Source organism: Mycobacterium sp. 852014-52144_SCH5372336, assembly GCF_001665615.1.
GTDB lineage: Bacteria > Actinomycetota > Actinomycetes > Mycobacteriales > Mycobacteriaceae > Mycobacterium > Mycobacterium neumannii_A.
Genome location: NZ_LZSW01000041.1, coordinates 1 through 19,652 on the forward strand (window position 1 = coordinate 1; position 19,652 = coordinate 19,652).

At 67.2% G+C, this 19,652-nt stretch carries 16 protein-coding genes and 1 pseudogene; 12 read left to right on the top strand and 5 right to left on the bottom strand.

The features are described from left to right. Positions 1-131: 131 nt before the first annotated feature. Positions 132-1,223, bottom strand: a pseudogene (locus tag A5759_RS08275) (septum formation family protein); the annotation flags it as partial. Positions 1,224-1,316: 93 nt separating this feature from the next. Between A5759_RS08275 and serS the strand changes: the two are divergent. From serS to A5759_RS08290, 3 genes are all read left to right on the top strand, one after another. Continuing rightward, on the top strand, positions 1,317-2,576 hold the full coding sequence (serS, locus tag A5759_RS08280) for a serine--tRNA ligase (RefSeq protein ID WP_064394893.1): 1,260 nt from the start codon (positions 1,317-1,319) through the stop codon (positions 2,574-2,576). A gap of 84 nt (positions 2,577-2,660) precedes the next feature. Further along, positions 2,661-3,809: a zinc-dependent alcohol dehydrogenase gene (locus A5759_RS08285; RefSeq protein WP_064394892.1), complete on the top strand. Its 1,149-nt coding sequence runs from the start codon at positions 2,661-2,663 to the stop codon at positions 3,807-3,809. A gap of 11 nt (positions 3,810-3,820) precedes the next feature. Next, positions 3,821-4,384: a hypothetical protein gene (locus A5759_RS08290; protein WP_068196154.1), complete on the top strand. Its 564-nt coding sequence runs from the start codon at positions 3,821-3,823 to the stop codon at positions 4,382-4,384. Here A5759_RS08290 and A5759_RS08295 read toward each other — a convergent pair. Beyond that, positions 4,381-4,713 carry a hypothetical protein gene (locus tag A5759_RS08295; protein ID WP_064394890.1) on the bottom strand — a complete coding sequence of 111 codons (333 nt, stop codon included), beginning with the start codon at positions 4,711-4,713 and terminating at the stop codon, positions 4,381-4,383. The two genes, A5759_RS08290 and A5759_RS08295, sit on opposite strands and share 4 nt — an antisense overlap. After that, positions 4,710-6,260: an MBL fold metallo-hydrolase gene (locus A5759_RS08300; protein WP_068196157.1), complete on the bottom strand. Its 1,551-nt coding sequence runs from the start codon at positions 6,258-6,260 to the stop codon at positions 4,710-4,712. Before A5759_RS08300 ends, A5759_RS08295 begins: the two co-directional genes overlap by 4 nt. Before the next feature lie 172 nt (positions 6,261-6,432). Between A5759_RS08300 and A5759_RS08305 the strand changes: the two genes are divergently transcribed. Genes A5759_RS08305 through A5759_RS08315 form a run of 3 tightly spaced genes read left to right on the top strand, consistent with a single transcriptional unit; the run spans position 6,433 to position 8,835 of the window. Further along, complete coding sequence (locus A5759_RS08305) at positions 6,433-7,209, top strand: 1-acyl-sn-glycerol-3-phosphate acyltransferase (protein WP_068196160.1); 777 nt, start codon at positions 6,433-6,435, stop codon at positions 7,207-7,209. Positions 7,210-7,214: 5 nt separating this feature from the next. Then, positions 7,215-7,976 (top strand): 1-acyl-sn-glycerol-3-phosphate acyltransferase, encoded by a 762-nt coding sequence (locus A5759_RS08310; RefSeq protein ID WP_064425860.1) that lies wholly within the window; start codon positions 7,215-7,217, stop codon positions 7,974-7,976. Between the two features lie 43 nt (positions 7,977-8,019). Beyond that, positions 8,020-8,835: a Cof-type HAD-IIB family hydrolase gene (locus A5759_RS08315; protein ID WP_068196163.1), complete on the top strand. Its 816-nt coding sequence runs from the start codon at positions 8,020-8,022 to the stop codon at positions 8,833-8,835. Between the two features lie 3 nt (positions 8,836-8,838). On the opposite strand, the gene A5759_RS08320 is transcribed toward A5759_RS08315, so the two are convergent. Next, on the bottom strand, positions 8,839-10,461 hold the full coding sequence (locus A5759_RS08320; RefSeq protein ID WP_068196165.1) for an N-acetylmuramoyl-L-alanine amidase: 1,623 nt from the start codon (positions 10,459-10,461) through the stop codon (positions 8,839-8,841). 132 nt (positions 10,462-10,593) lie between these two features. Continuing rightward, positions 10,594-11,493, bottom strand: coding sequence for a hypothetical protein (locus A5759_RS08325; RefSeq protein WP_068196168.1), 900 nt, complete (start codon positions 11,491-11,493; stop codon positions 10,594-10,596). A 233-nt stretch (positions 11,494-11,726) separates the two neighbouring features. On the opposite strand from A5759_RS08325, the gene glf reads away from it, so the two are divergent. The 6 genes from glf to A5759_RS08355 all read left to right on the top strand — a co-directional run bounded on the left by glf (position 11,727) and on the right by A5759_RS08355 (position 19,538). Further along, the gene (glf, locus tag A5759_RS08330) at positions 11,727-12,965 is read left to right on the top strand and encodes a UDP-galactopyranose mutase (protein ID WP_064394883.1); all 1,239 of its coding nucleotides are present in this window, start codon (positions 11,727-11,729) and stop codon (positions 12,963-12,965) included. Further along, positions 12,962-14,899 carry a glycosyltransferase gene (locus tag A5759_RS08335; protein WP_068196171.1) on the top strand — a complete coding sequence of 646 codons (1,938 nt, stop codon included), beginning with the start codon at positions 12,962-12,964 and terminating at the stop codon, positions 14,897-14,899. Before glf ends, A5759_RS08335 begins: the two co-directional genes overlap by 4 nt. Further along, entirely contained in the window at positions 14,892-15,464 is a 573-nt protein-coding gene (locus tag A5759_RS08340) for a phosphatase PAP2 family protein (protein ID WP_082962050.1), read from the top strand. Before A5759_RS08335 ends, A5759_RS08340 begins: the two co-directional genes overlap by 8 nt. Before the next feature lie 38 nt (positions 15,465-15,502). After that, positions 15,503-16,417: a decaprenyl-phosphate phosphoribosyltransferase gene (locus A5759_RS08345; RefSeq protein ID WP_068196173.1), complete on the top strand. Its 915-nt coding sequence runs from the start codon at positions 15,503-15,505 to the stop codon at positions 16,415-16,417. Then, positions 16,395-18,470: a flagellar motor control protein ZomB gene (gene zomB, locus A5759_RS08350; protein ID WP_064394881.1), complete on the top strand. Its 2,076-nt coding sequence runs from the start codon at positions 16,395-16,397 to the stop codon at positions 18,468-18,470. The genes A5759_RS08345 and zomB overlap by 23 nt, the downstream gene beginning before the upstream one ends. 69 nt (positions 18,471-18,539) lie before the next feature. After that, on the top strand, positions 18,540-19,538 hold the full coding sequence (locus tag A5759_RS08355) for an alpha/beta hydrolase family protein (protein WP_064427484.1): 999 nt from the start codon (positions 18,540-18,542) through the stop codon (positions 19,536-19,538). Positions 19,539-19,652: the final 114 nt, after the last annotated feature.

Below are 19,652 nucleotides of genomic sequence, written 5' to 3' on the forward strand. Positions count from 1 at the left end.
CCCCCCCCCCCCCCCCCCCCCCTTTTTTTTTACACCCACAAGCCGGCATACGAGATACTGATCGGTCTCGGGGGCTCGGAGATGTGTATAAGAGACAGGGACTGCGAGGTGTTGACCGGCTCGTTGTCCGTGATCGGGATCGGCGGGAAGTTCAGCCGCTCTTCGGGGATGTCCGGAGGCGGTACCGGCGGCTGACCGTTGATCAGCAGCGGGCCCTTGGCGCTGTTGAGAAGCGTCGACCAGCCGCCGTTGCCCAGCGTGGCGCCGATACTGCAGGACACCTGACGACTTCCCGCCGCCCAGCTCGGCAGCGAAATGGTGCTGTAGATCAGCGTCAGCGTGGTGCTGCGTAACTCGATGGGCGCCAGATAGGCATCCGTCATCCGGGTGCACGCATCCTTGATGAAGCCGTCCTGCTCGGGCTCGGGCGGCAGCCCGCCGGGGAACCTCTCGGCGAGGTTCACCGCGCCGGTGACCTCCATCGCGTGCGGCGCCGCGCAGTCGACCGGGATGTCGGTGGGCTGGTTGGTGGTGGGATCGATGCCCAGGCAGGTGCCCGCAGGCCACACCTTGGACTGGTCGACCTCGGCGACCTTGCCGGAGAACGGCAGCTGCTGGTTGTTCGGGCCGGGCAGCTGCAGTCCGCACAGCATGCGGCGCTCGCCGGACTGGCGCCAGGCCTTTTCGCCGGACCACAGCATGCTCACGGTGAAGCGGCTGTTCGGGTCGAAGCGCGGGCCCAGGTAATTCTTCACGGCCGTCGAGCACTGCTCCTGGCTGATCTGCTGGATACGCGCGCTCGACGGCGGCGCGGCGTCCGGACCGTATTCACTGCCCGGGAACGTCCGCATGTCCACCGACTCGGCGACCTCGAACCGGTGCTCCTGGCTGCAGTCGACGATCTCGGCGGCGTCGGGTGTCCGGTCGGGCCAGTTGAGGCAGTCGCCCGCCTTGGCGTGTTCGAACGTCGCATTGCCCCGGGGACCGAGGGAGATCGTGCTCGCGGTCAGCCCGCTGGCGCTGTCATTCTGCGGCAGCGCGGTGATGAGGCCCGCGATCAGCAACCCGCCCAGCGCCGTCAACACGAGCGCTCGGCGCGTCGGCGTGGCGTGCAAACTGGTCCACCACGCCACCCGCTCCTGCGCCTGTGCGTCGCCTTGCTGCAGATCGGCGGGTTCATGCTCGCCGAACGGGCGACCGGGTGCCTCCAACATCTGCTCCATTGTGACAGGCGTGTCAGGCGCTGTGACAAGTGATGCAGTTGTAAAGTTATGCGGTTGTGCTGGCCTGGGTGCTCGACCAGTAGGGTTGCGCCCGTGATCGACCTCAAGTTGCTGCGCGAAAACCCGGATGTGGTCCGTGCCTCGCAACGCGCCCGCGGCGAAGATCCGAGCCTCGTCGACGCGTTGCTCGAGTCCGACGCCGCGCGCCGGGCCGCGGTGTCGGCGGCCGACAATCTGCGCGCCGAGCAGAAGGCCGCGAGCAAAAAGGTGGGCAAAGCCTCGCCCGAGGAGCGGCCCGCGCTCCTGGAGCAGGCCAAGGCGCTCGCCGAAAAGGTCAAGGCCGCCGAGACGGCTCAGGCCGACGCCGCGCGGACGTTCACCGAGGCGCACATGGCGCTCTCGAACGTGATCATCGACGGGGTGCCCGCGGGCGGCGAGGACGACTTCGTCGTACTCGACACGGTCGGTGAGCCACCGCGCATCGACGACCCCAAAGATCACGTCGAACTCGGTGAGTCGTTGGGTCTCATCGACCTCGAACGCGGTGCGAAGGTGTCCGGTTCACGCTTCTACTTCCTCACCGGGGCCGGCGCGCTGCTGCAGCTGGGTCTGCTCCAATTGGCCGTCAAACTCGCCACCGCGAACGGGTTCACGCTGATGATCCCGCCGGTGCTCGTGCGCCCGGAGATCATGGGGGGCACCGGTTTCCTCGGTGCGCACAGCGAGGAGGTCTACCGGATCGAGTCCGACGACCTCTATCTGGTCGGCACCTCCGAGGTGCCGCTGGCCGGATACCACGCCGACGAGATCCTCGACCTGTCCGACGGACCGCTGCGCTATGCGGGTTGGTCGTCATGCTTCCGGCGCGAAGCGGGCAGCCACGGCAAGGACACCCGCGGCATCATCCGCGTGCACCAGTTCGACAAGGTGGAGGGCTTCATCTACTGCAAGCCCTCAGACGCCGAGGCCGAGCACGAACGCCTGCTGGGTTGGCAGCGCCAGATGTTGGCCGATATCGAGGTGCCGTACCGCGTGGTCGACATCGCCGCCGGTGATCTCGGTTCCTCTGCGGCGCGCAAATTCGACTGTGAGGCTTGGGTTCCCACGCAGCAGACCTACCGGGAGCTGACCTCGACGTCGAACTGCACCACGTTTCAGGCCCGCCGGCTGGCGGTGCGCTACCGCGACGAGAACGGGCGTCCGCAGACCGCGGCAACGCTCAACGGGACCTTCGCGACGACGCGGTGGCTGGTGGCGATCCTGGAGAACCATCAGCAGCCCGACGGCAGCGTCCGGGTGCCACAAGCGCTGAGGCCGTATGTCGGAACCGACGTCCTGACGCCGGCCAAGTAGGGCAAGCGCCTCGCTGGGCGGAGAGGTGGTTTCGCGCGCCCGGACACGGGTAGACGCGTTCGCATCCCGACTCTAGGAGGCGCCGTGAAGGCGATGGTTTACCGCGGCCCGTACAAGATACGGGTCGAAGAAAAAGACATTCCGCCGATCGAGCATCCGAACGACGCGATCGTGCGGGTGACCCTCGCGGCGATCTGCGGTTCGGACCTGCACCTCTACCACGGCATGATGCCCGACACCCGGGTCGGCATGACCTTCGGCCACGAGTTCATCGGTGTGGTCGAGCAGGTCGGGCCCTCGGTTCGCAACCTCAAGGTCGGCGACCGGGTCATGGTGCCGTTCAACATCTTCTGCGGTTCGTGCTACTTCTGCACCCGCGGGCTGTACTCCAACTGCCACAACGTCAACCCGAACGCGACCGCCGTCGGTGGGATCTACGGCTACTCGCATACGTGCGGTGGATATGACGGCGGGCAGGCGGAGTTCGTCCGGGTGCCGTTCGCCGACGTGGGCCCGGCGCTCATCCCCGACTGGATGGCCGACGAGGACGCGCTGATGTGCACCGACGCCCTGGCTACCGGCTACTTCGGCGCGCAACTCGGCGACATCGTCGAGGGTGACGTCGTCGCGGTCTTCGGCGCGGGCCCGGTCGGTCTGTATGCCGCGAAATCGGCATGGCTGATGGGCGCTGGCCGGGTGATCGTCATCGACCACCTCGAGTACCGGTTGGAGAAGGCCCGCACGTTCGCGCATGCCGAGACCCTCAACTTCGCCGAATGCGACGACATCGTCGTGGAGATGAAGAAGACCACCGGTTATCTCGGCGCCGACGTGGCGATCGATGCCGTGGGCGCCGAGGCGGACGGCAACCTGCTGCAGCACGTCACCGGCGCCAAGCTCAAAATGCAGGGCGGTTCGCCCGTGGCGCTGAACTGGGCGATCGACGCGGTGCGCAAAGGCGGCACCATCTCGGTGATGGGCGCCTACGGACCGATCTTCTCCGCGGTCAAGTTCGGCGACGCGTTGAACAAGGGGCTGACGCTGCGGATGAACCAGTGCCCCGTCAAACGCCAGTGGCCCAGGCTGTTCTCGCATATCCAGAACGGCTATCTCAAGCCCAATGACATTGTCACTCACCGTATTCCGCTCGAGCACATCGCCGAGGGGTATCACATCTTCTCCGCCAAGCTCGACGACTGCATCAAACCGGTCATCGTGGCCAACGCCGCCTGAGGGGAATCATCATGACCTACACCGCCGACCATCCGCCCGTACCGACATCCGAAGACCTGCGCGCCCGCATCCCCGGGTGGGGCGCCGACCTCGACCCGGCCGACCGGCCTTCGGTGCCCAAGCTCAAGGCGGTCGAGACCGGCGCCCACTGGGACTTTCCCGACCGGCAACCCGAGACGTGGCCGCGGGAGCGGTCCATCGAACACAGGTTCCTGACACCGGTTTTCGGTACGTCGACTCCGCCGAGAGGGCTCTCGGGTGCGATCCGGCGCTACTCGTATCGCACGTACAGCGAGGGCCGTGCCGCGCACTGGCTGCTGCTGATCCTCGCCGACCGCGTCGACGCCGTAGAACACCACCTGCAGTCGCTGGTCAGCCGTCGCCCGGACAACCCCATCACTCAGACCGGAGTCAAGACCGAGTTGACGCACAACGGTCTGGCCGCGCGCGCGAAAAGTAAACGTGCGGACGTCAATCACCTATGGCTCGACCCGCTGATCGTCGGTGGCCCATGGGTGGCGACCGCCGGGATCGGGCTGCTGGCCGCGCGCCGGTTGCGCCGGAACCGGCGCTAAGGCCGCAGCAGCTCGTCGAGGACCTCGATGAGCTGGTCGGGGTGTTCGGGCGTGAACGCCGGTCGCCACCGGTTGCCGTCGACGTCGAGGGTGACCAGCGTGGCCTTCAGCGGCCTACGCACGTCCAGCGGCAGCCAGCGGCGCAGATCCGAGCTGCCCCAGAACCGGTAGCGGTGCATCCAGTCCAGCGGCGAGGCGGTGTACCCGCGGATGGCCGGCAGCGGAATGACTTTCGACGTGCCAGAGGGGAAGTGGTACCGGCGCAGCGTGACCGCCTCCCGGTCGACCTGGATCATGCCGTCGTCGTAGAGCTGTTGCGGCACACTCACTTTCGCTCGCTCCGCAACTCGTGGCCCTTGGTGGTCAGGCAGCGGCCGTTCTGCAGATTCCACTGCCATCCGTGCAGATTGCAGGTCAGCGTGGAGCCCTCCACCACGCCGAACTTCGACAGATCGGCCTTCAGATGCGGGCAGCGCCGCTGAATCTCCCAGCCGTCCAGCGTGATCGACGCGGAGTCGTCGTGCGCCTCGGCGAACCAGCCGTCGGCGTACGCGATCCGCTCGTCGGTCAGGCACTTGAAGAACGTGTACAGGTACTCGTTGTATCCGCCCACTCGCCAGGCCCGAAATCGGGTGGACAGGAAGATGGTGTTGACCCAGTCGGGTTCGTTGTCGCGCAGCACGGTGCGCACCAACTCCGGCGGGATCGCGAAGCCGTAACGGAACTTCTCTGCAGAGATCGGTTCGCGAACAACGCGTTTCGGAAAGTCGACGACCACGGTCTCGGACCCGAGCCGCAGCTCGACGGGATAGCCGATACCGTCGCAGATCTGATCACTCTGGATCATGATCGGCTCGAACGCGGTGCGCAGCGGCTCCAGTAGCGACTCGCCCGCCGCGTCGGCCCAGCTCGCCTTCTCCGCGGCCAGCACCGGCGCCATCCGCTCGGCGTAGTCGGCGATGTAGTCGGCCTTGCCGGTGGTGAAGATCGACTCCACCTCGTCGTCGGGCAGCGGGTGGTTCAGTGAATCCAGTTGCGAGCCGGTGAAAGTGGCCGTCGAGCCCGGAATCAGCAACAGCCCGCCGTCGTGGCCGTGTGTACGCATCTGCTCCAGGAAAACCATCTGGTCGGGGAAGATGTTGGCTGGGTCGTCGTGGTCGTCGTTGAGGTCGCGCAGCTCCGGATCGAGGAAGCACGGCGGGCCTGCCGACGGGATGACCCAGGTGGCGCCGACCTGCGCGATGTACTGGCGGCAGCGGTCCATCTGGCGCTGGCGCTTCTGGATGCCGAACGCCTCCTTGGCTCGCACGGGCATGTCGTAGACCATCGGGTACCAGATGGCGCCGGAGTACTGGAGCATGTGCACGTCGACGTGGCCGAAGTCGGCGTGCACGACGTCGAGGTCGACCGGGCGTGCGTCGTTCATGTTGAACGCCACGGTTCGACCGTCGTCGACGACGAGTCCCGAGTCGCCGATCGGGCCGTCGGCGGGGGCTCGCAGCGCGATGATCATCACGCCGAGGTCGCCCTTGGGGCCGGACACGGTGTGGCGCACCGAGTCGACGGTCTCGAAGAACCGGTGAAAGCCGAGCCTCTCGAGTTCGCGCCGCAGGTCGGGCACCGGATAGTCGGGCAGCAGCACGATGGCGTCCTTGTTGACGTGCTCGCGCAGAAGCTTGGGGTCGAAGTGGTCGCGGTGCAGGTGCGAGACGTACAGGTAGTCGCAGTCGCCGAGCGCATCCCAGTCCAGGGCGCTGTTGTCGGGGAACGGGAACCACGACGCGAAGTAGGCAGGGTTCACCCAGGGGTCACACAGGATGCTCCCGGCCGCTGTGTCGATGCGGAAACCCGCGTGGCCGATGCTGGTGACCTGCACAAATACCCTTCCTGCGAATGTGGATGCCTGCCGCGAGTCTAGCCCGCCGCAGGCTCGTCCCCATCCCACGCGCCGCGGAGCCGGCAGGTGGCGCCGGCATCTCGGCGGGCCTCGACGAACTCGGCACCGCCGACCTCGAAGGTCGTGTGGTCGCGCGACTAGGCTGCCTGATGTGGAACCCGTATACGGCACCGTCATTCAGCTGGCGCGGCTGATCTGGCGCGTGCAGGGACTCAAATTCACCGTCACCGGTGTGGAGAACCTGCCGAGAACCGGCGGCGCGGTCATCGCCATCAACCACACGAGCTACTTCGACTTCACCTTTGCGGGGCTGCCCGCCTACCGGCAGGGCATGGGGCGCAAGGTGCGGTTCATGGCGAAGAAAGAGGTCTTCGACCACAAGATCTCGGGCCCGGTCATGCGCAGTCTGCGCCACATCGAGGTGGACCGCGAGAGCGGCGCCCTTTCGTTCGAGCAGGCATGTCAGAGGCTCAAGGAGGGCGAGTTCGTCGGCGTCTATCCCGAGGCCACGATCAGCCGCAGCTTCGAGATCAAGCAGTACAAGTCCGGCGCCGCGCGCATGGCGATCGCGGCGGGCGTGCCGATCGTTCCGCACATCGTGTGGGGTGCGCAGCGCATCTGGACCAAGGGCCACCCGAAGAAGATGTGGCGCCCCAAGGTGCCGATCACCGTGGCCGTCGGCGAACCGATCGAGCCGACGTTGCCCGCGGCGGACCTGACGGCTCTGCTGCACTCCCGGATGCAGCACCTGCTCGAGCAAGTCCAAGACAGCTACGGCCCGCACCCCGCCGGCGAGTTCTGGGTGCCGCACCGGTTGGGCGGGGGCGCGCCGACGCTCGCCGAGGCCGACCTGATGGACGCGGAGGAGGCCGCAGAGAAGGCCGCCAGGCGTGCCCAGCGTCCCGACCCCAGCGGAGCAACCGGGTAGCCGCCATGGAGCCGGTCTTCTACACGCTCGAGGTTCTGGTCAAGGCGGCGGTCAGGATCAATGGCTACAAGATCAGCTACCGGGGCTTGGAGAACATCCCCGCCGGCGGCGGTGCGGTGATCGCGATCAACCACACGAGCTACGTCGACTGGTTGCCCGCCGCGCTGGCGGTGCACTATCGCAAGCGGCGCCTGCGGTTCATGATCAAAGAAGAGATGCAGGACGTGAAGGTGGTCAACTTCCTGATCCGCCACACCGGCACGATTCCGGTGGATCGCCGCGCCGGTGCGGGCGCCTACGCCGTCGCGGTGGAACGCCTGCGCGCCGGCGAGCTCGTCGGCGTCTACCCGGAGGCGACCATCAGCCGAAGCTTCGAGCTCAAGGACTTCAAGACCGGCGCGGCCCGGATGGCCCGCGACGCCGATGTGCCGATCGTTCCGCTCATCGTCTGGGGTGCGCAGCGGCTGTGGACCAAGGACCATCCGCGTCGTCTGAGCCGCAACAGGATTCCGATCACGGTGCAGGTGGGTAGTCCCCTACGAGCCGGCGAGACGATGGAGCAGACGTTGCAGGAATTGCGTTCGGCGATGACCGAACTGTTGCACGAGGCGCAACGCGACTATCCGCACCCGGAAGGGGCGTACTGGGTTCCGCGCCGACTCGGCGGCTCCGCACCCACCCTGGACGAGGCGAAGGCTCTCGACGAGGCCGAACTGGCCGAGCGTGCCCGCAAGCGTGCCCTGCGCGAAGCCAAGAGTCACCGGTGAGCCCGGACACCGGCGAACGCGGATTCCCGCGGCGGTCCCCGCGATGAACCGGCCCTTGCTGATCGCCTCCGACGTCGACGGGACGCTGCTCGACGACGACGAGAAGGTCTCGACGCGCACCAGGGCGGCGGTCACCGCCGCGGTGGAGTCGGGCACCGAGTTCCTGATCGCCACGGGACGGCCGCCGCGGTGGGTGCAACCGGTCGTCGACGCGTTGGGTTTCGCCCCGATGGCGGTGTGCGCCAACGGTGCAGTGCTCTACGACCCGGCCACCGACCGCATCGTGTCCGCGCGCACGCTGACCACCGACGTGCTCGGTGAGCTCGCCGACATCGCGACCCGAGTGATCCCGGGGGCGGGCCTGGCCGTCGAGCGGGTGGGCAAAAGCGCCCACGACGCCGCGACCCCGCAGTTCGTCAGCTCGCCCGGGTACGAACACGCGTGGCTCAATCCGGACAACACCGAGGTGTCGTTCGAGGACCTGCTCAGCGCACCCGCGATCAAACTCCTCGTCAGGAAGGCCGGCGCGCGCAGCTCGGACATGGCGGCCGAGCTCGCCGATCACGTCGGGCAAGTTGCCGATATCACGTACTCGACCAACAACGGCCTGATCGAGATCATGCCGGTCGGCATCAGCAAGGCCACCGGGGTCGCCGAGGTGGCCGAACCGCTGGGCATCACCGCCGATGAGATCGTCACATTCGGTGACATGCCCAACGACGTGCCGATGCTGCAATGGGCCGGCCTGGGGGTCGCCATGGGCCACGCCCATCCGGCCGCGCTGGCCGCGGCCGACGAGGTCACCTCGACCAACAACGACGACGGTGTCGCGCGTGTGCTCGAGCGGTGGTGGGCGTAGACCTCAGGTGCTGATCGGCGGGGTGAATCGCTCGAGTTGCACGGGCGGGGTGTCGAAGTCCGGCTTCGGCAGTTCCACGGGGATACCGTCGAAAACGCGTGTCACCGTGCCCTTCTCGCGGTCAAAGTTCAGCGTGCCGTGCTGGAAGTTCTGCACGATCCACAGCGGCTCCTGGATCTCGCCGCTGGTGGGCAGTCCGAGCGCACCGCGTTCGAAACCCAGTGTGCCCCAAGCTTTGTAGATCTCACCGGTGACCGGTTCGGCGCCGCTCACCGGTGACCAGTAGATCGCGCCGCGTTCGAACGTGACGTAGCGGGCGCCATCCTGGCCCGACGCCTCCAGCGACGTCGGCCTGCCGAGCGGGCTCTTCATCCCGCCCATTGCTTCCCATTTCGCAAATATCGCGCCTCCGCGCAGTGATTCGGCCAGGTCGTCGGGTCCCGGCGGTTGGTTGAAGCGCGCGGCGATGTCGCGGATGTGGTCCATCAGGGCGTACGCCGCGTTGCCGGGGCACTCCGTGGCGCCGACGTCGCGGTGGGTGAAGATCGCGGGCAGCCGCGGTGTCGCCCCGGTCGGGAACTTCGAGAACGACCCGCCCCCTGACGCCAGCACCACCGCGCCGCGGGGGTCGACGTGGTCGAGGCCGAGCCGCCATCCCAGCAGCCGGGCCGTGGTGCGCAGCTGAATCGGCGTCGGCGGCACCACTTCGAAGTTGCCCATCATCGCGACACCCCAGGTGTCGTGGTTGAACCCTCCGGTGTGCGCCCCCTCGACGGGTCTGGTGACACCGCCCGCGCGCCCCTCGAAGACCTGTCCGAACTTGTCGACCAGTGCGTTGTAGGCGATGTCGCACCAGCCCAGTGTGCGGGTGTGGTACTCGTAGATCGATCGGATGATGCCTGCCGAGTCCTGCGGGGCGTACTCATTGCTGCCTGCGGTGTGGTGCACCACCCCCGCCCGAACTCCGGCGTCCAACCGGGGATCTCCGCACCGCATGGATTCGTCGGCGCCCCACTGCGCGCGGTTGATGATGTTGGGCGGCACTCCGGGTGCGTTCACCGCCGACGGCGGAGGCAGCGTGTCCACCGGCGGTGCCTCCGGCGGGCTGATCAACACCGCGTTGAGGTTCTGGCCGAAGGAATGTTGCGTGTTCGCCGGGACGTAGCCCAGTTCCTGGGGGGCGGACTGGGGCGCCGCTTCCGGAATCTCGGGCGCATCGGGCGGACGGGTCACTGCGATCTGCACCGTGGTGGTGCGGCCCACGAACACGGGTTCGGTGCCTGCCGGTCCCGCAGACGGAGTGTCCGGGCCGACACCTTCCAGGGGTTCGGCGTCGTACCAGGGTCCCCAGGTGCCGTCGGCCTTCTTGGCGCGCACCCGTGCGGTGGTGCCGGTGAAGTCCTGAGCGGTCAGCGCCACCAACGAGAACGGCGTGTCCTGGTGGATCTCGCGGATCGTCTCCCCGCCGCCCAGCCCCGTCAGCGGTCGCTGCGCCAGGTGCGGCGCCTCGGCGATCGCGTCGTCGTCACCGTCGCCGGGCAAGCCGAAAAGGGCCATCGGCAACGTCACGACCGTCGCCACAAGCGCGGTGAACAGCAGTGACGGCGTGGGACGGCGAGTCGGCACGGACTGATGTTACGTATGTGCCAGGTGATGCTAGTGGTGCGACACGGTTCGAAGCAGAACTAATCGATCGCCAGACCGGCACCGGCACCGCAGAGCCGAAGCGGCTTCTGCGGTGCCGTCTGGTGACAGGTCTCAGGCGCCGGGTGCGGGTGCCGGCGCGGGGGCCGGGACCGGGGGCACCGCCGGCGCGCCGGGCGGCTTGGCCGCCGACATGATCGCCGGCATCACCATGCCCTTGAGCAGGTCGATCGCCTGCCCCGCACCGAGTTGATCGGCCATGCTGGACAGCTCGCCGATGATGCCGCCGCTACCGGAGGTGCCAGTCGCCGCCGGCATCGTCGCCAGCGAGGGGTCGCCGAGGATCGGATAGGTGCCCGCGGCCGGGTCCAGCCCGATCGGTGCCGCGATCGGCACCTCGCTCGGAGCGGGCAGCCCCGTGGCCGACGAGATCGGCGTGGCGCCCAGCGCAGGGTCGGTCAGCGCCGGCGGCGTCGACAGTCCCGGCGTGGTCAGCCCCGGCGTGGTCAGGCCCGCGTCACCGGTCGGACTGGTCAGCGCCGGGCTGGTCAGCGCGGGGTTGGTCAGGGCCGGATCGGTCAGTGAGGGCGCGGTCGCGGTCACACCGGGAACCGTCGCGCTCGGGGCCGTCAGGCTCGGAGCCGTCAGGCCGGGTGTGCTGAGCCCGGGCGCCGTCAGGCTGGGCGACGTCAGCTCGGGGGTGGTGAGCGCCGGCGTGGTCAGGCCCGGAGACGTCAGCGTGGTGGGCGAGCTCGAGCCCGTTCCGGTCAGAATGCCGGTCGGCATCGGCGGAAGGTTGATGCCGAACTGCGAGAGGCCCTGCGTCAAGGCGGACATCAGCTCATTCGGAAGATCGGTGATCGTCGCCGCCTGGACGAATTCACGGTGCTGGGGGGCCGGCTTGGTGGCCTCCGTCAGCTCGGTCACGGCGACTACTGCAGCGGGACTCGCGACTGCCAAGGCCAGGACTGCGCTCGTGGCTGTCGACAGCCTGCGTCGACGTCGGTTCGGCACGGAAGTCTCCTCAATACATGGGCTACGACTATTAGTGGTCGCTTTGTGGTTCGGCTAGGCGATTCAGGTGAACAGCCCAGGTCGTGCGCTGTCGGTAGTCGGGACCGACGTGATCGACGGTACTGGTGTGACTTCTGAGGCGAAAGTGACGATATGTAATCGTGAGCCGATCGCAATATTCGGCTCCTGTCGGATTCGGGCAGTGCGCTCGCGGTCGGATACCCTTGCTGCCGATGACCACGCCTGTTTCTCCGGTCGCTCCGCTCTCCGGAGCCCGTTTTGACCTCTTTGTCGTCGGCTCCGGATTCTTCGGCCTGACGATTGCCGAGCGCGTGGCGACCCAGCTGGATAAGCGGGTGCTCGTCATCGAGCGTCGCCCGCACATCGGCGGTAACGCCTACTCCGAGGCCGAGCCGCAGACCGGTATCGAGGTGCACAAGTACGGCGCGCACCTGTTCCACACCTCCAACAAGCGGGTCTGGGACTACGTGCGTCAGTTCACCGAGTTCACCGGATACCAGCACCGGGTGTACGCGATGCACGGCGGTCAGGCCTATCAGTTCCCGATGGGGCTGGGGCTGGTGTCGCAGTTCTTCGGCAAGTACTTCACCCCCGATGAGGCGCGACAACTGATCAGGGAGCAGGCCGCCGAGATCAAGACCGAGGACGCGCAGAACCTCGAAGAGAAGGCCATCTCGCTGATCGGGCGCCCGCTCTACGAGGCGTTCGTCAAGGGCTATACGGCCAAACAGTGGCAGACCGATCCCAAGGACCTGCCCGCGGCCAACATCACCCGGCTTCCGGTGCGCTACACGTTCGACAACCGCTACTTCAACGACACCTACGAGGGGCTGCCCGCCGAGGGCTACACCAAGTGGTTGGAGAACATGGCCGCCGACGGCCGCATCGAGGTCCGGTTGGACACCGACTGGTTCGACGTCCGCGACCGACTGCGCGCCGAGAACCCCGATGCGCCGGTCGTATACACCGGTCCGCTCGACCGGTACTTCGACTATGTCGACGGACGGCTGGGGTGGCGCACCCTCGACTTCGAGATGGAGGTGCTCGACACCGGGGACTTCCAGGGCACACCGGTGATGAACTACAACGACCTCGATGTGCCATACACCAGGATCCACGAGTTCCGGCACTTCCACCCCGAGCGCACGTATCCGACCGACAAGACGGTCATCATGCGCGAGTTCTCCCGGTTCGCCGACAACGACGACGAGCCCTACTATCCGATCAACACCGAAGCCGACCGCGCGTTGCTGGCCGCTTACCGGGCCCGAGCCAAGGCCGAAACCGCTTCTGCCAAGGTGTTGTTCGGGGGCAGGCTGGGGACCTACCAGTACCTGGACATGCACATGGCCATCGCCAGCGCGTTGAGCATGTACGACAACACACTCGCACCGCACCTGCGTGACGGTGCGCCACTGACCGAACCGGGCCCAGAAAGCAGTAGCGCATGAGCGAGATTCCCTCCGGCGCACTGGAATCCGCAGAGTCGAAGGCGGTCAGCCTGCTGGCCCGCGTGATTCTGCCGCGTCCAGGCGAACCCCATGACGTCCGCAAGCTCTACATCGAGGAAGCGGAAACCAACGCCAAGCGCGCACACGCGCCGTCGCGCACCGAACTCGAGATCGGCACCGAATCGCAGGTGTCGTTCGCGACCTACTTCAACGCGTTCCCGGCCAGCTACTGGCGGCGTTGGTCGATCCTGCAGTCGGTGGTGTTGCGGGTCGAGTTGACCGGCAGCGCGCGGGTCGACGTCTACCGGTCGAAGGCCACCGGCGCGCGGATCACGGTCGGTGGCGCCCCGATCGTCAGCGAGCGCGCGGGTGAACCCGCTCATGTCGAGTTCGAGGTCGAGCTGGGCCCGTTCGAGGACGGTGGCTGGATCTGGTTCGACATCGCCACCGATGCGGCCTCGACACTGCACCACGCCGGCTGGTACGCGCCGGTGCCTGCACCGAGCCGAGCCAACATCGCCGTCGGCATCCCGACCTTCAACCGTCCCGCGGACTGCGTCAACGCGCTGGCGGCGCTGACGTCGGATCCGTTGGTGGACGAGGTGATCAGCGCCGTCATCGTCTCCGATCAGGGGAACAACAAGGCCAAGGACCATCCGAACTTCGATGAGGCCGCGGCCGCCCTCGGGAACCGGTTGACCATTCACAACCAGCCGAACCTCGGCGGCTCCGGCGGCTACAGCCGGGTGATGTACGAGGCGCTGAAGAACACCGACTGTGAACAGATCCTGTTCATGGACGACGACATCCGCGTCGAGCCCGACTCGATCCTGCGGGCGCTAGCGATGAACCGGTTCGCGAAGACACCAACACTGGTCGGCGGCCAGATGCTCAACCTCCAGGAGCCCTCGCACCTGCACGTGATGGGGGAGATGGTGGACTCCGAGAACTTCATGTGGACCAACGCGGTCAACACCGAGTACGACCACAACTTCGCCAAGCACGCTCTGGCGGACGAGGATTCAGCGCGTAGCAGGTTGCTGCACCGCCGCATCGACGTCGACTACAACGGCTGGTGGATGTGCATGATCCCGCGTCAGGTCGCCGAGGAGCTCGGCCAGCCGCTACCGCTGTTCATCAAGTGGGACGACGCCGACTACGGCCTGCGCGCCGGCGAGCACGGCTATCCGACCGTCACGCTTCCCGGCGCCGCGATCTGGCACATGGCATGGAGCGACAAGGACGACGCGATCGACTGGCAGGCCTACTTCCACTTGCGCAACCGGCTGGTCGTCGCCGCGCTGCACTGGGACGGCAATGTCAGCGGGCTGATCGCCAGCCATCTGAAGGCGACACTCAAACACCTTCTGTGCCTTGAGTATTCGACCGTTGCGATCCAGAACAAGGCGATGGACGATTTCCTGGCCGGGCCCGAACACCTGTTTTCGATCCTGGAGTCGGCGCTGCCCGAGGTGCGCAAGATGCGTCAGCAGTACCCGGACGCGGTGGTGCTGCCGAGCGCGGCCGAGCTGCCGACGCCGTCGGACAAGCGCTGGCGCAAGAAGGTGCGGATCCCCACCAACGCGGTGGCCATCTCGACGCGGTTGTCGCGCGGCGTGATTCACCAGCTGCGGCCGCATGACCCCGAACACCACCGGCGGCCCCAGATCAACGTCGCCACCCAGGATGCCCGGTGGTTCTCGCTGTGCCGGGTGGACGGCGTCACAGTGACGACCGCCGACGGCCGCGGTGTCGTGTACCGCCAGCGCGACCGCGAGAAGATGTTCGAGCTGCTGCGCGAATCACTCAAGCGCCAGGCGCGCCTCGCGCGCAAGTTCAACCGGATGCGCAAGGTCTACCGCGAGGCGTTGCCGACTCTGACGAGCAAGCAGAAGTGGGAGACGGTCCTCTTGGAGTCGTCTGCACATGGATGAGAGCTCGCTGCTGAGCCCTGTGGTCGGGGACGCCGCTCTTCGCCCGCGGGACCAGCGCGGCGAGGAGGCCGCTCTGGTCGCCGTGCAGTCCGCGCTCGGTGACCGCCCCGGGGTCCTTTCGACGGCGCGCGCGTTGTCCCATTTCGGCGAGCACAGCCTCGGCTGGTTGGCAATAGCCCTGTTGGGGGCGCTGTTTCAGGCCGACCGTCGGCGTGACTGGCTGGCCGTGGGCGCCGGTGCGTTTACCGCACACGCCGCCGCGGTGCTGATCAAGCGGGTGGTCCGCCGCGAACGGCCGCACCATCCCGCGATCTCGGTCAATGTCGGCACGCCGAGCCGGCTGAGCTTCCCGTCCGCGCACGCGACGTCGACGACGGCGGCGTCGGTGTTGATGGCCCGGGTCACCGGGTTGCCGCTGCCTGCGCTGCTGGTGCCGCCGATGGCGTTGTCGCGGTTGGTACTCGGCGTGCACTACCCCAGCGACGTCCTCACCGGCGTCGCGGTCGGGGCAGTCGTCGCGAAGGCCGTCGGCACGGTGGCCGACCGCGCCGAAGGGAACGCATGAGCATCTCCAGTGACAGCAGCGCAGAGAGCGTACGGCCGATGAATGGACAACCGGCACCGCAGAAGGGCCCGCCGCGCAACGCCGCGACGGGTCTTATCAAGGCGATCCGACCGCGCCAATGGGTGAAGAACCTGCTCGTGCTGGCCGCGCCGATCGCCTCCCTCGGCGGCGACGTCCAATACGACTACGGCAGCGTCGCGATCAACATCCTGATCGCGTTCGTGACGTTCTCGCTGGCCGCCTCGTCGATCTATCTGGTCAACGACGCCCGCGACGTGGAAGCCGATCGTCAGCATCCCACGAAGCGGTTCCGGCCGATCGCTGCCGGTGTGGTCCCGGAATGGTTGGCCTACATCGCAGCTGTGGTGTTGGCGGCCGCGGCACTGGCCATCTCGGTGCTCGCCTCGACCAACCTGACGGTGGTCATCGCGGTCTACATCGGCATGCAGTTGGCGTACTGCTTCGGCCTCAAACACCAAGCGGTGCTCGACATCTGCATCGTGTCGTCGGCGTACCTGATCCGCGCCATCGCCGGCGGCGCCGCGGCGGGCATCCCGCTGTCGCAATGGTTCCTGCTCGTGATGACGTTCGGTTCGCTGTTCATGGTGGCCGGCAAGCGGTATGCCGAACTACAGCTCGCCGAACGCACGGGTGCCAAGATCCGCAAGTCACTGGAGAGCTATACGGCGTCGTATCTGCGCTTCGTGTGGACGTTGTCGGCCACGGCGATGGTGCTCTGCTACGGCCTGTGGGCCTTCGAACGTGATGGCACCACCGCGTCGTGGTATGCGGTCACGATCATTCCGATCACCATCGCAATCCTTCGGTACGCGGTCGACGTCGACGGCGGATTGGCCGGGGAGCCCGAGGAGATCGCGCTCAAAGACCGGGTACTGCAGCTGTTGCTGCTGGCGTGGATCGGGACCATCGGTGCCGCCGTCTTCCTCAGCTGAGACCCTCCGCCGACCGGTGCCGGGCGGGTGGGTCGGTGAGATCGAACGCAACCTCGCCCGCTGGCCCGCGTTCCGTTACGACAACACGGTCCGGATCAGCCTGTGGATCAACGTGGTGTTGGTCGTGGTGCTGTTCGGCTGGGGCGCATGGCAGCGGCGCTGGATAGCCGACGACGGCCTGATCGTGCTGCGCACCGTGCGAAACCTGTTGGCGGGCAACGGGCCGGTGTTCAACGCCGGTGAGCGGGTCGAGGCCAATACTTCGACCGCGTGGACCTACCTGGTCTACTTCGGCGCGCTGGTGGGTGGCTCCGTGCGGCTGGAGTACGTCGTGCTCGTGCTGGCGCTGGTGCTCAGCCTGTTGGGTGTGGCGTTCGTGATGCTGGGCACCGGCCGGTTGTATGCGCCGAGCCTGCAAGGCCGGCGTGCGCTGATGCTACCCGCGGGCGTGCTCGTCTACATCGCGCTTCCGCCCGCGCGCGACTTCGCCACCTCCGGGCTCGAAAACGGTTTGGTACTGGCATATCTGGGCCTGCTGTGGTGGATGATGGTGTGCTGGGCCCAGCGACCGCGCGGCCACCGGGCGACTTCTGCCCCTGTCCTGCGCGGAGGCGCACCGACAATCCGCAGACAACCCCTCGGGACCCCGGCGTCACCCCCGGCAGGCGGAACCTTCGACATCGCACTGGCTTTCGTTGCGGGTCTGAGCGTGCTGGTTCGGCCCGAGCTCGCCCTGATCGGCGGGTCGGCACTCGTGATGATGCTGATCGCGGTGCGCGACTGGCGTCGCCGCGCGGTGATCATCGTCGCGGGCGGCCTGCTTCCGGTGGCGTATCAGATCTTCCGGATGGGCTACTACGGCCTGGTGGTTCCCAATACCGCGGTGGCCAAGGACGCGGGCGGAGCGAAATGGTCGCAGGGCTTCGTCTACCTGGCGAACTTCAACCAGCCGTACCTGCTGTGGGCGCCGGCGATCCTGCTCGCCGGGCTCGCCGGGGTCGTGTGGGTGATCCGCGGGCGTCCCCGGCCGAATCGCGCCGCGATGGCCCCGGGCTCCGGACGCCTGGCGCGGATGGTGCAGAGCCCCGCCGCGGTGGTGGTCTTCTTTCTCGTCAGCGGTCTGCTGCAGGCGATCTACTGGATCCGTCAGGGCGGGGACTTCATGCACGGCAGGGTGCTCCTGACCCCGCTGTTCGTGATGCTGGCGCCGGTCGCGGTGATCCCCGTCGTCCTTCCCGACGAGACCCGGATGGCCCGCGGCGCGGGCTATCTGTTCGTGGGCGCCACCACCGTGCTGTGGGTGGCGGTCGCGGGGTGGGCGCTGTGGGCGGCCAATTCGCCGGGAATGGGCCGGGACGCCACCCGCGTCACGTACTCCGGCATCGTCGACGAGCGGCGGTTCTACTCCCAGGCCACGGGCCATGCGCACCCGCTGACCGCCGCGGACTACCTGGACTATCCGCGGATGCGCGCGGTGCTCGAGGCGTTGGAGAACACACCCGACGGTGCACTGCTGCTGCCGTCGGGCAACTATGACCAGTGGGACGTGGTTCCCGCGCTGCCACCGCCACCGGACGCGCCGGCCGACTACCGAGGTCCACACACGGTCTTCTTCACCAACCTCGGCATGCTGGGCATGAACGTCGGACTCGACGTTCGGGTCATCGACCAGATCGGGCTGGCCAATCCATTGGCCGCACACACCGAACGCCTCGAGGACGGCCGAATCGGCCACGACAAGAACCTGTTCGCCGACTGGGCGATCGCGGAGGGACCGTTCCTCAAAGAGCCGCCGTTCATTCCGGGTTACATCGACGAGGACTGGGTCAGACAGGCCGAGGCGGCGCTGAAGTGTCCGGAGACCGACGCGATGCTGAACTCGGTGCGCGGCCCGATGAGCCCGCGTCGGTTCCTGTCCAATCTCGTGCACGCCTACCAGTTCACGCAGTACCGGATCGACCGCGTGCCCCTCTATGAGCTCCAACGCTGTGATTTGCCCCTGCCGGAACCGGTATCCGAGCCGTACAGGGGCATGCCCGCCACGGGTCCGTAACGCCGCGACCCCTCCGGACCGATAGACAGACGCGAACTGCTCTTTTCGCGGCGCCCGAGATACGAACGGATGGATCGACCTGTGCGAACCTGGCTTCGCCGTGTGCTGGCGGCGGCAGCCGCGGCCGTGGCGCTGCCGAGCGGGGCCGCCGCGGTCGGCGCGGCGGCGCCGGCCAGCGCGTTCTCCCGCGAGGGACTTCCCGTCGAGTACCTCGACGTCTATTCCCCGTCGATGGGCCGCATCGTGCGCGTCCAATTCCAGCCTGCCGGAACGGAATTGGGCGACCAGAAGGCGGTGTATCTCCTCGACGGCATGCGGGCCCGCGACGACTACAACGGCTGGGACATCGAAACCGCCGCATTCGAGTGGTTTTTCGAGTCCGGGGTGGCCACCGTGATGCCGGTGGGCGGGGAGGCCAGCTTCTACGCCGACTGGTACACGCCCTCGAGTTACAACAGCCAGCCCTACACCTACAAATGGGAAACCTTCCTGACCGACGAGCTGCCCGCGTGGCTGGCCGCCAACAAAGACGTCTCCACCACCGGCAATGCGGTCGTGGGCGTGTCGATGTCGGGCAGCGCGGCGCTGATCCTGTCGGCCCACCACCCACATCAGTTCGCTTATGCTGCGTCGCTTTCGGGTCCCCTGAACCCGTCGGCGCCGTCGATGCAGCAGGCCATCCGGGTGGCCATGCTCGACGCCGGCGGTTACAGCGTCGACAACATGTGGGGTGCGCCGTGGGACGGGGCGTGGAAGCGTCACGACCCGGTCCACCAGGCGGCCAGGTTGGCGGCCAACAACACTCGCCTGTGGATTCACTGTGCCCCAAGCGGATCCGCACCGCGAGAAGCCGACACCGACCCGAACCAGACCTTCGATGCCCGCAGCCTGGAATCGATGACGTTGAAGAGCAGCAAAGACTTCCAGACGGCCTACCTGACGGCCGGAGGAAACAACGCCACGTTCGAATTCCCTCCTCAGGGAAATCACGCGTGGCCGGACTGGGGTGCGCAGCTGCAAACCCTGAAACCCGACCTGGTCACAACACTCCGCGGTGGAGCGGCGTGACCAGGGTGGACATCTCTCGAATGGGTAGATCACGCCGACGTGTGGTTGACTGCACGGGTTACGCGGCTTGCCTGAGCGGCATTTCCGCGTGCGGCATACAACAGATGGGATAGA

Bases quoted from the DNA above. Each gene is read 5' to 3' on its own strand.
- A5759_RS08345 (WP_068196173.1), top strand. From the start codon at position 15,503: ATGAATGGACAACCGGCACCGCAGAAGGGCCCGCCGCGCAACGCCGCG.
- glf (WP_064394883.1), top strand. From the start codon at position 11,727: ATGACCACGCCTGTTTCTCCGGTCGCTCCGCTCTCCGGAGCCCGTTTT.
- A5759_RS08310 (WP_064425860.1), top strand. From the start codon at position 7,215: ATGGAGCCGGTCTTCTACACGCTCGAGGTTCTGGTCAAGGCGGCGGTC.
- A5759_RS08355 (WP_064427484.1), top strand. From the start codon at position 18,540: ATGGATCGACCTGTGCGAACCTGGCTTCGCCGTGTGCTGGCGGCGGCA.
- A5759_RS08315 (WP_068196163.1), top strand. From the start codon at position 8,020: ATGAACCGGCCCTTGCTGATCGCCTCCGACGTCGACGGGACGCTGCTC.
- A5759_RS08335 (WP_068196171.1), top strand. From the start codon at position 12,962: ATGAGCGAGATTCCCTCCGGCGCACTGGAATCCGCAGAGTCGAAGGCG.
- A5759_RS08340 (WP_082962050.1), top strand. From the start codon at position 14,892: ATGGATGAGAGCTCGCTGCTGAGCCCTGTGGTCGGGGACGCCGCTCTT.
- A5759_RS08290 (WP_068196154.1), top strand. From the start codon at position 3,821: ATGACCTACACCGCCGACCATCCGCCCGTACCGACATCCGAAGACCTG.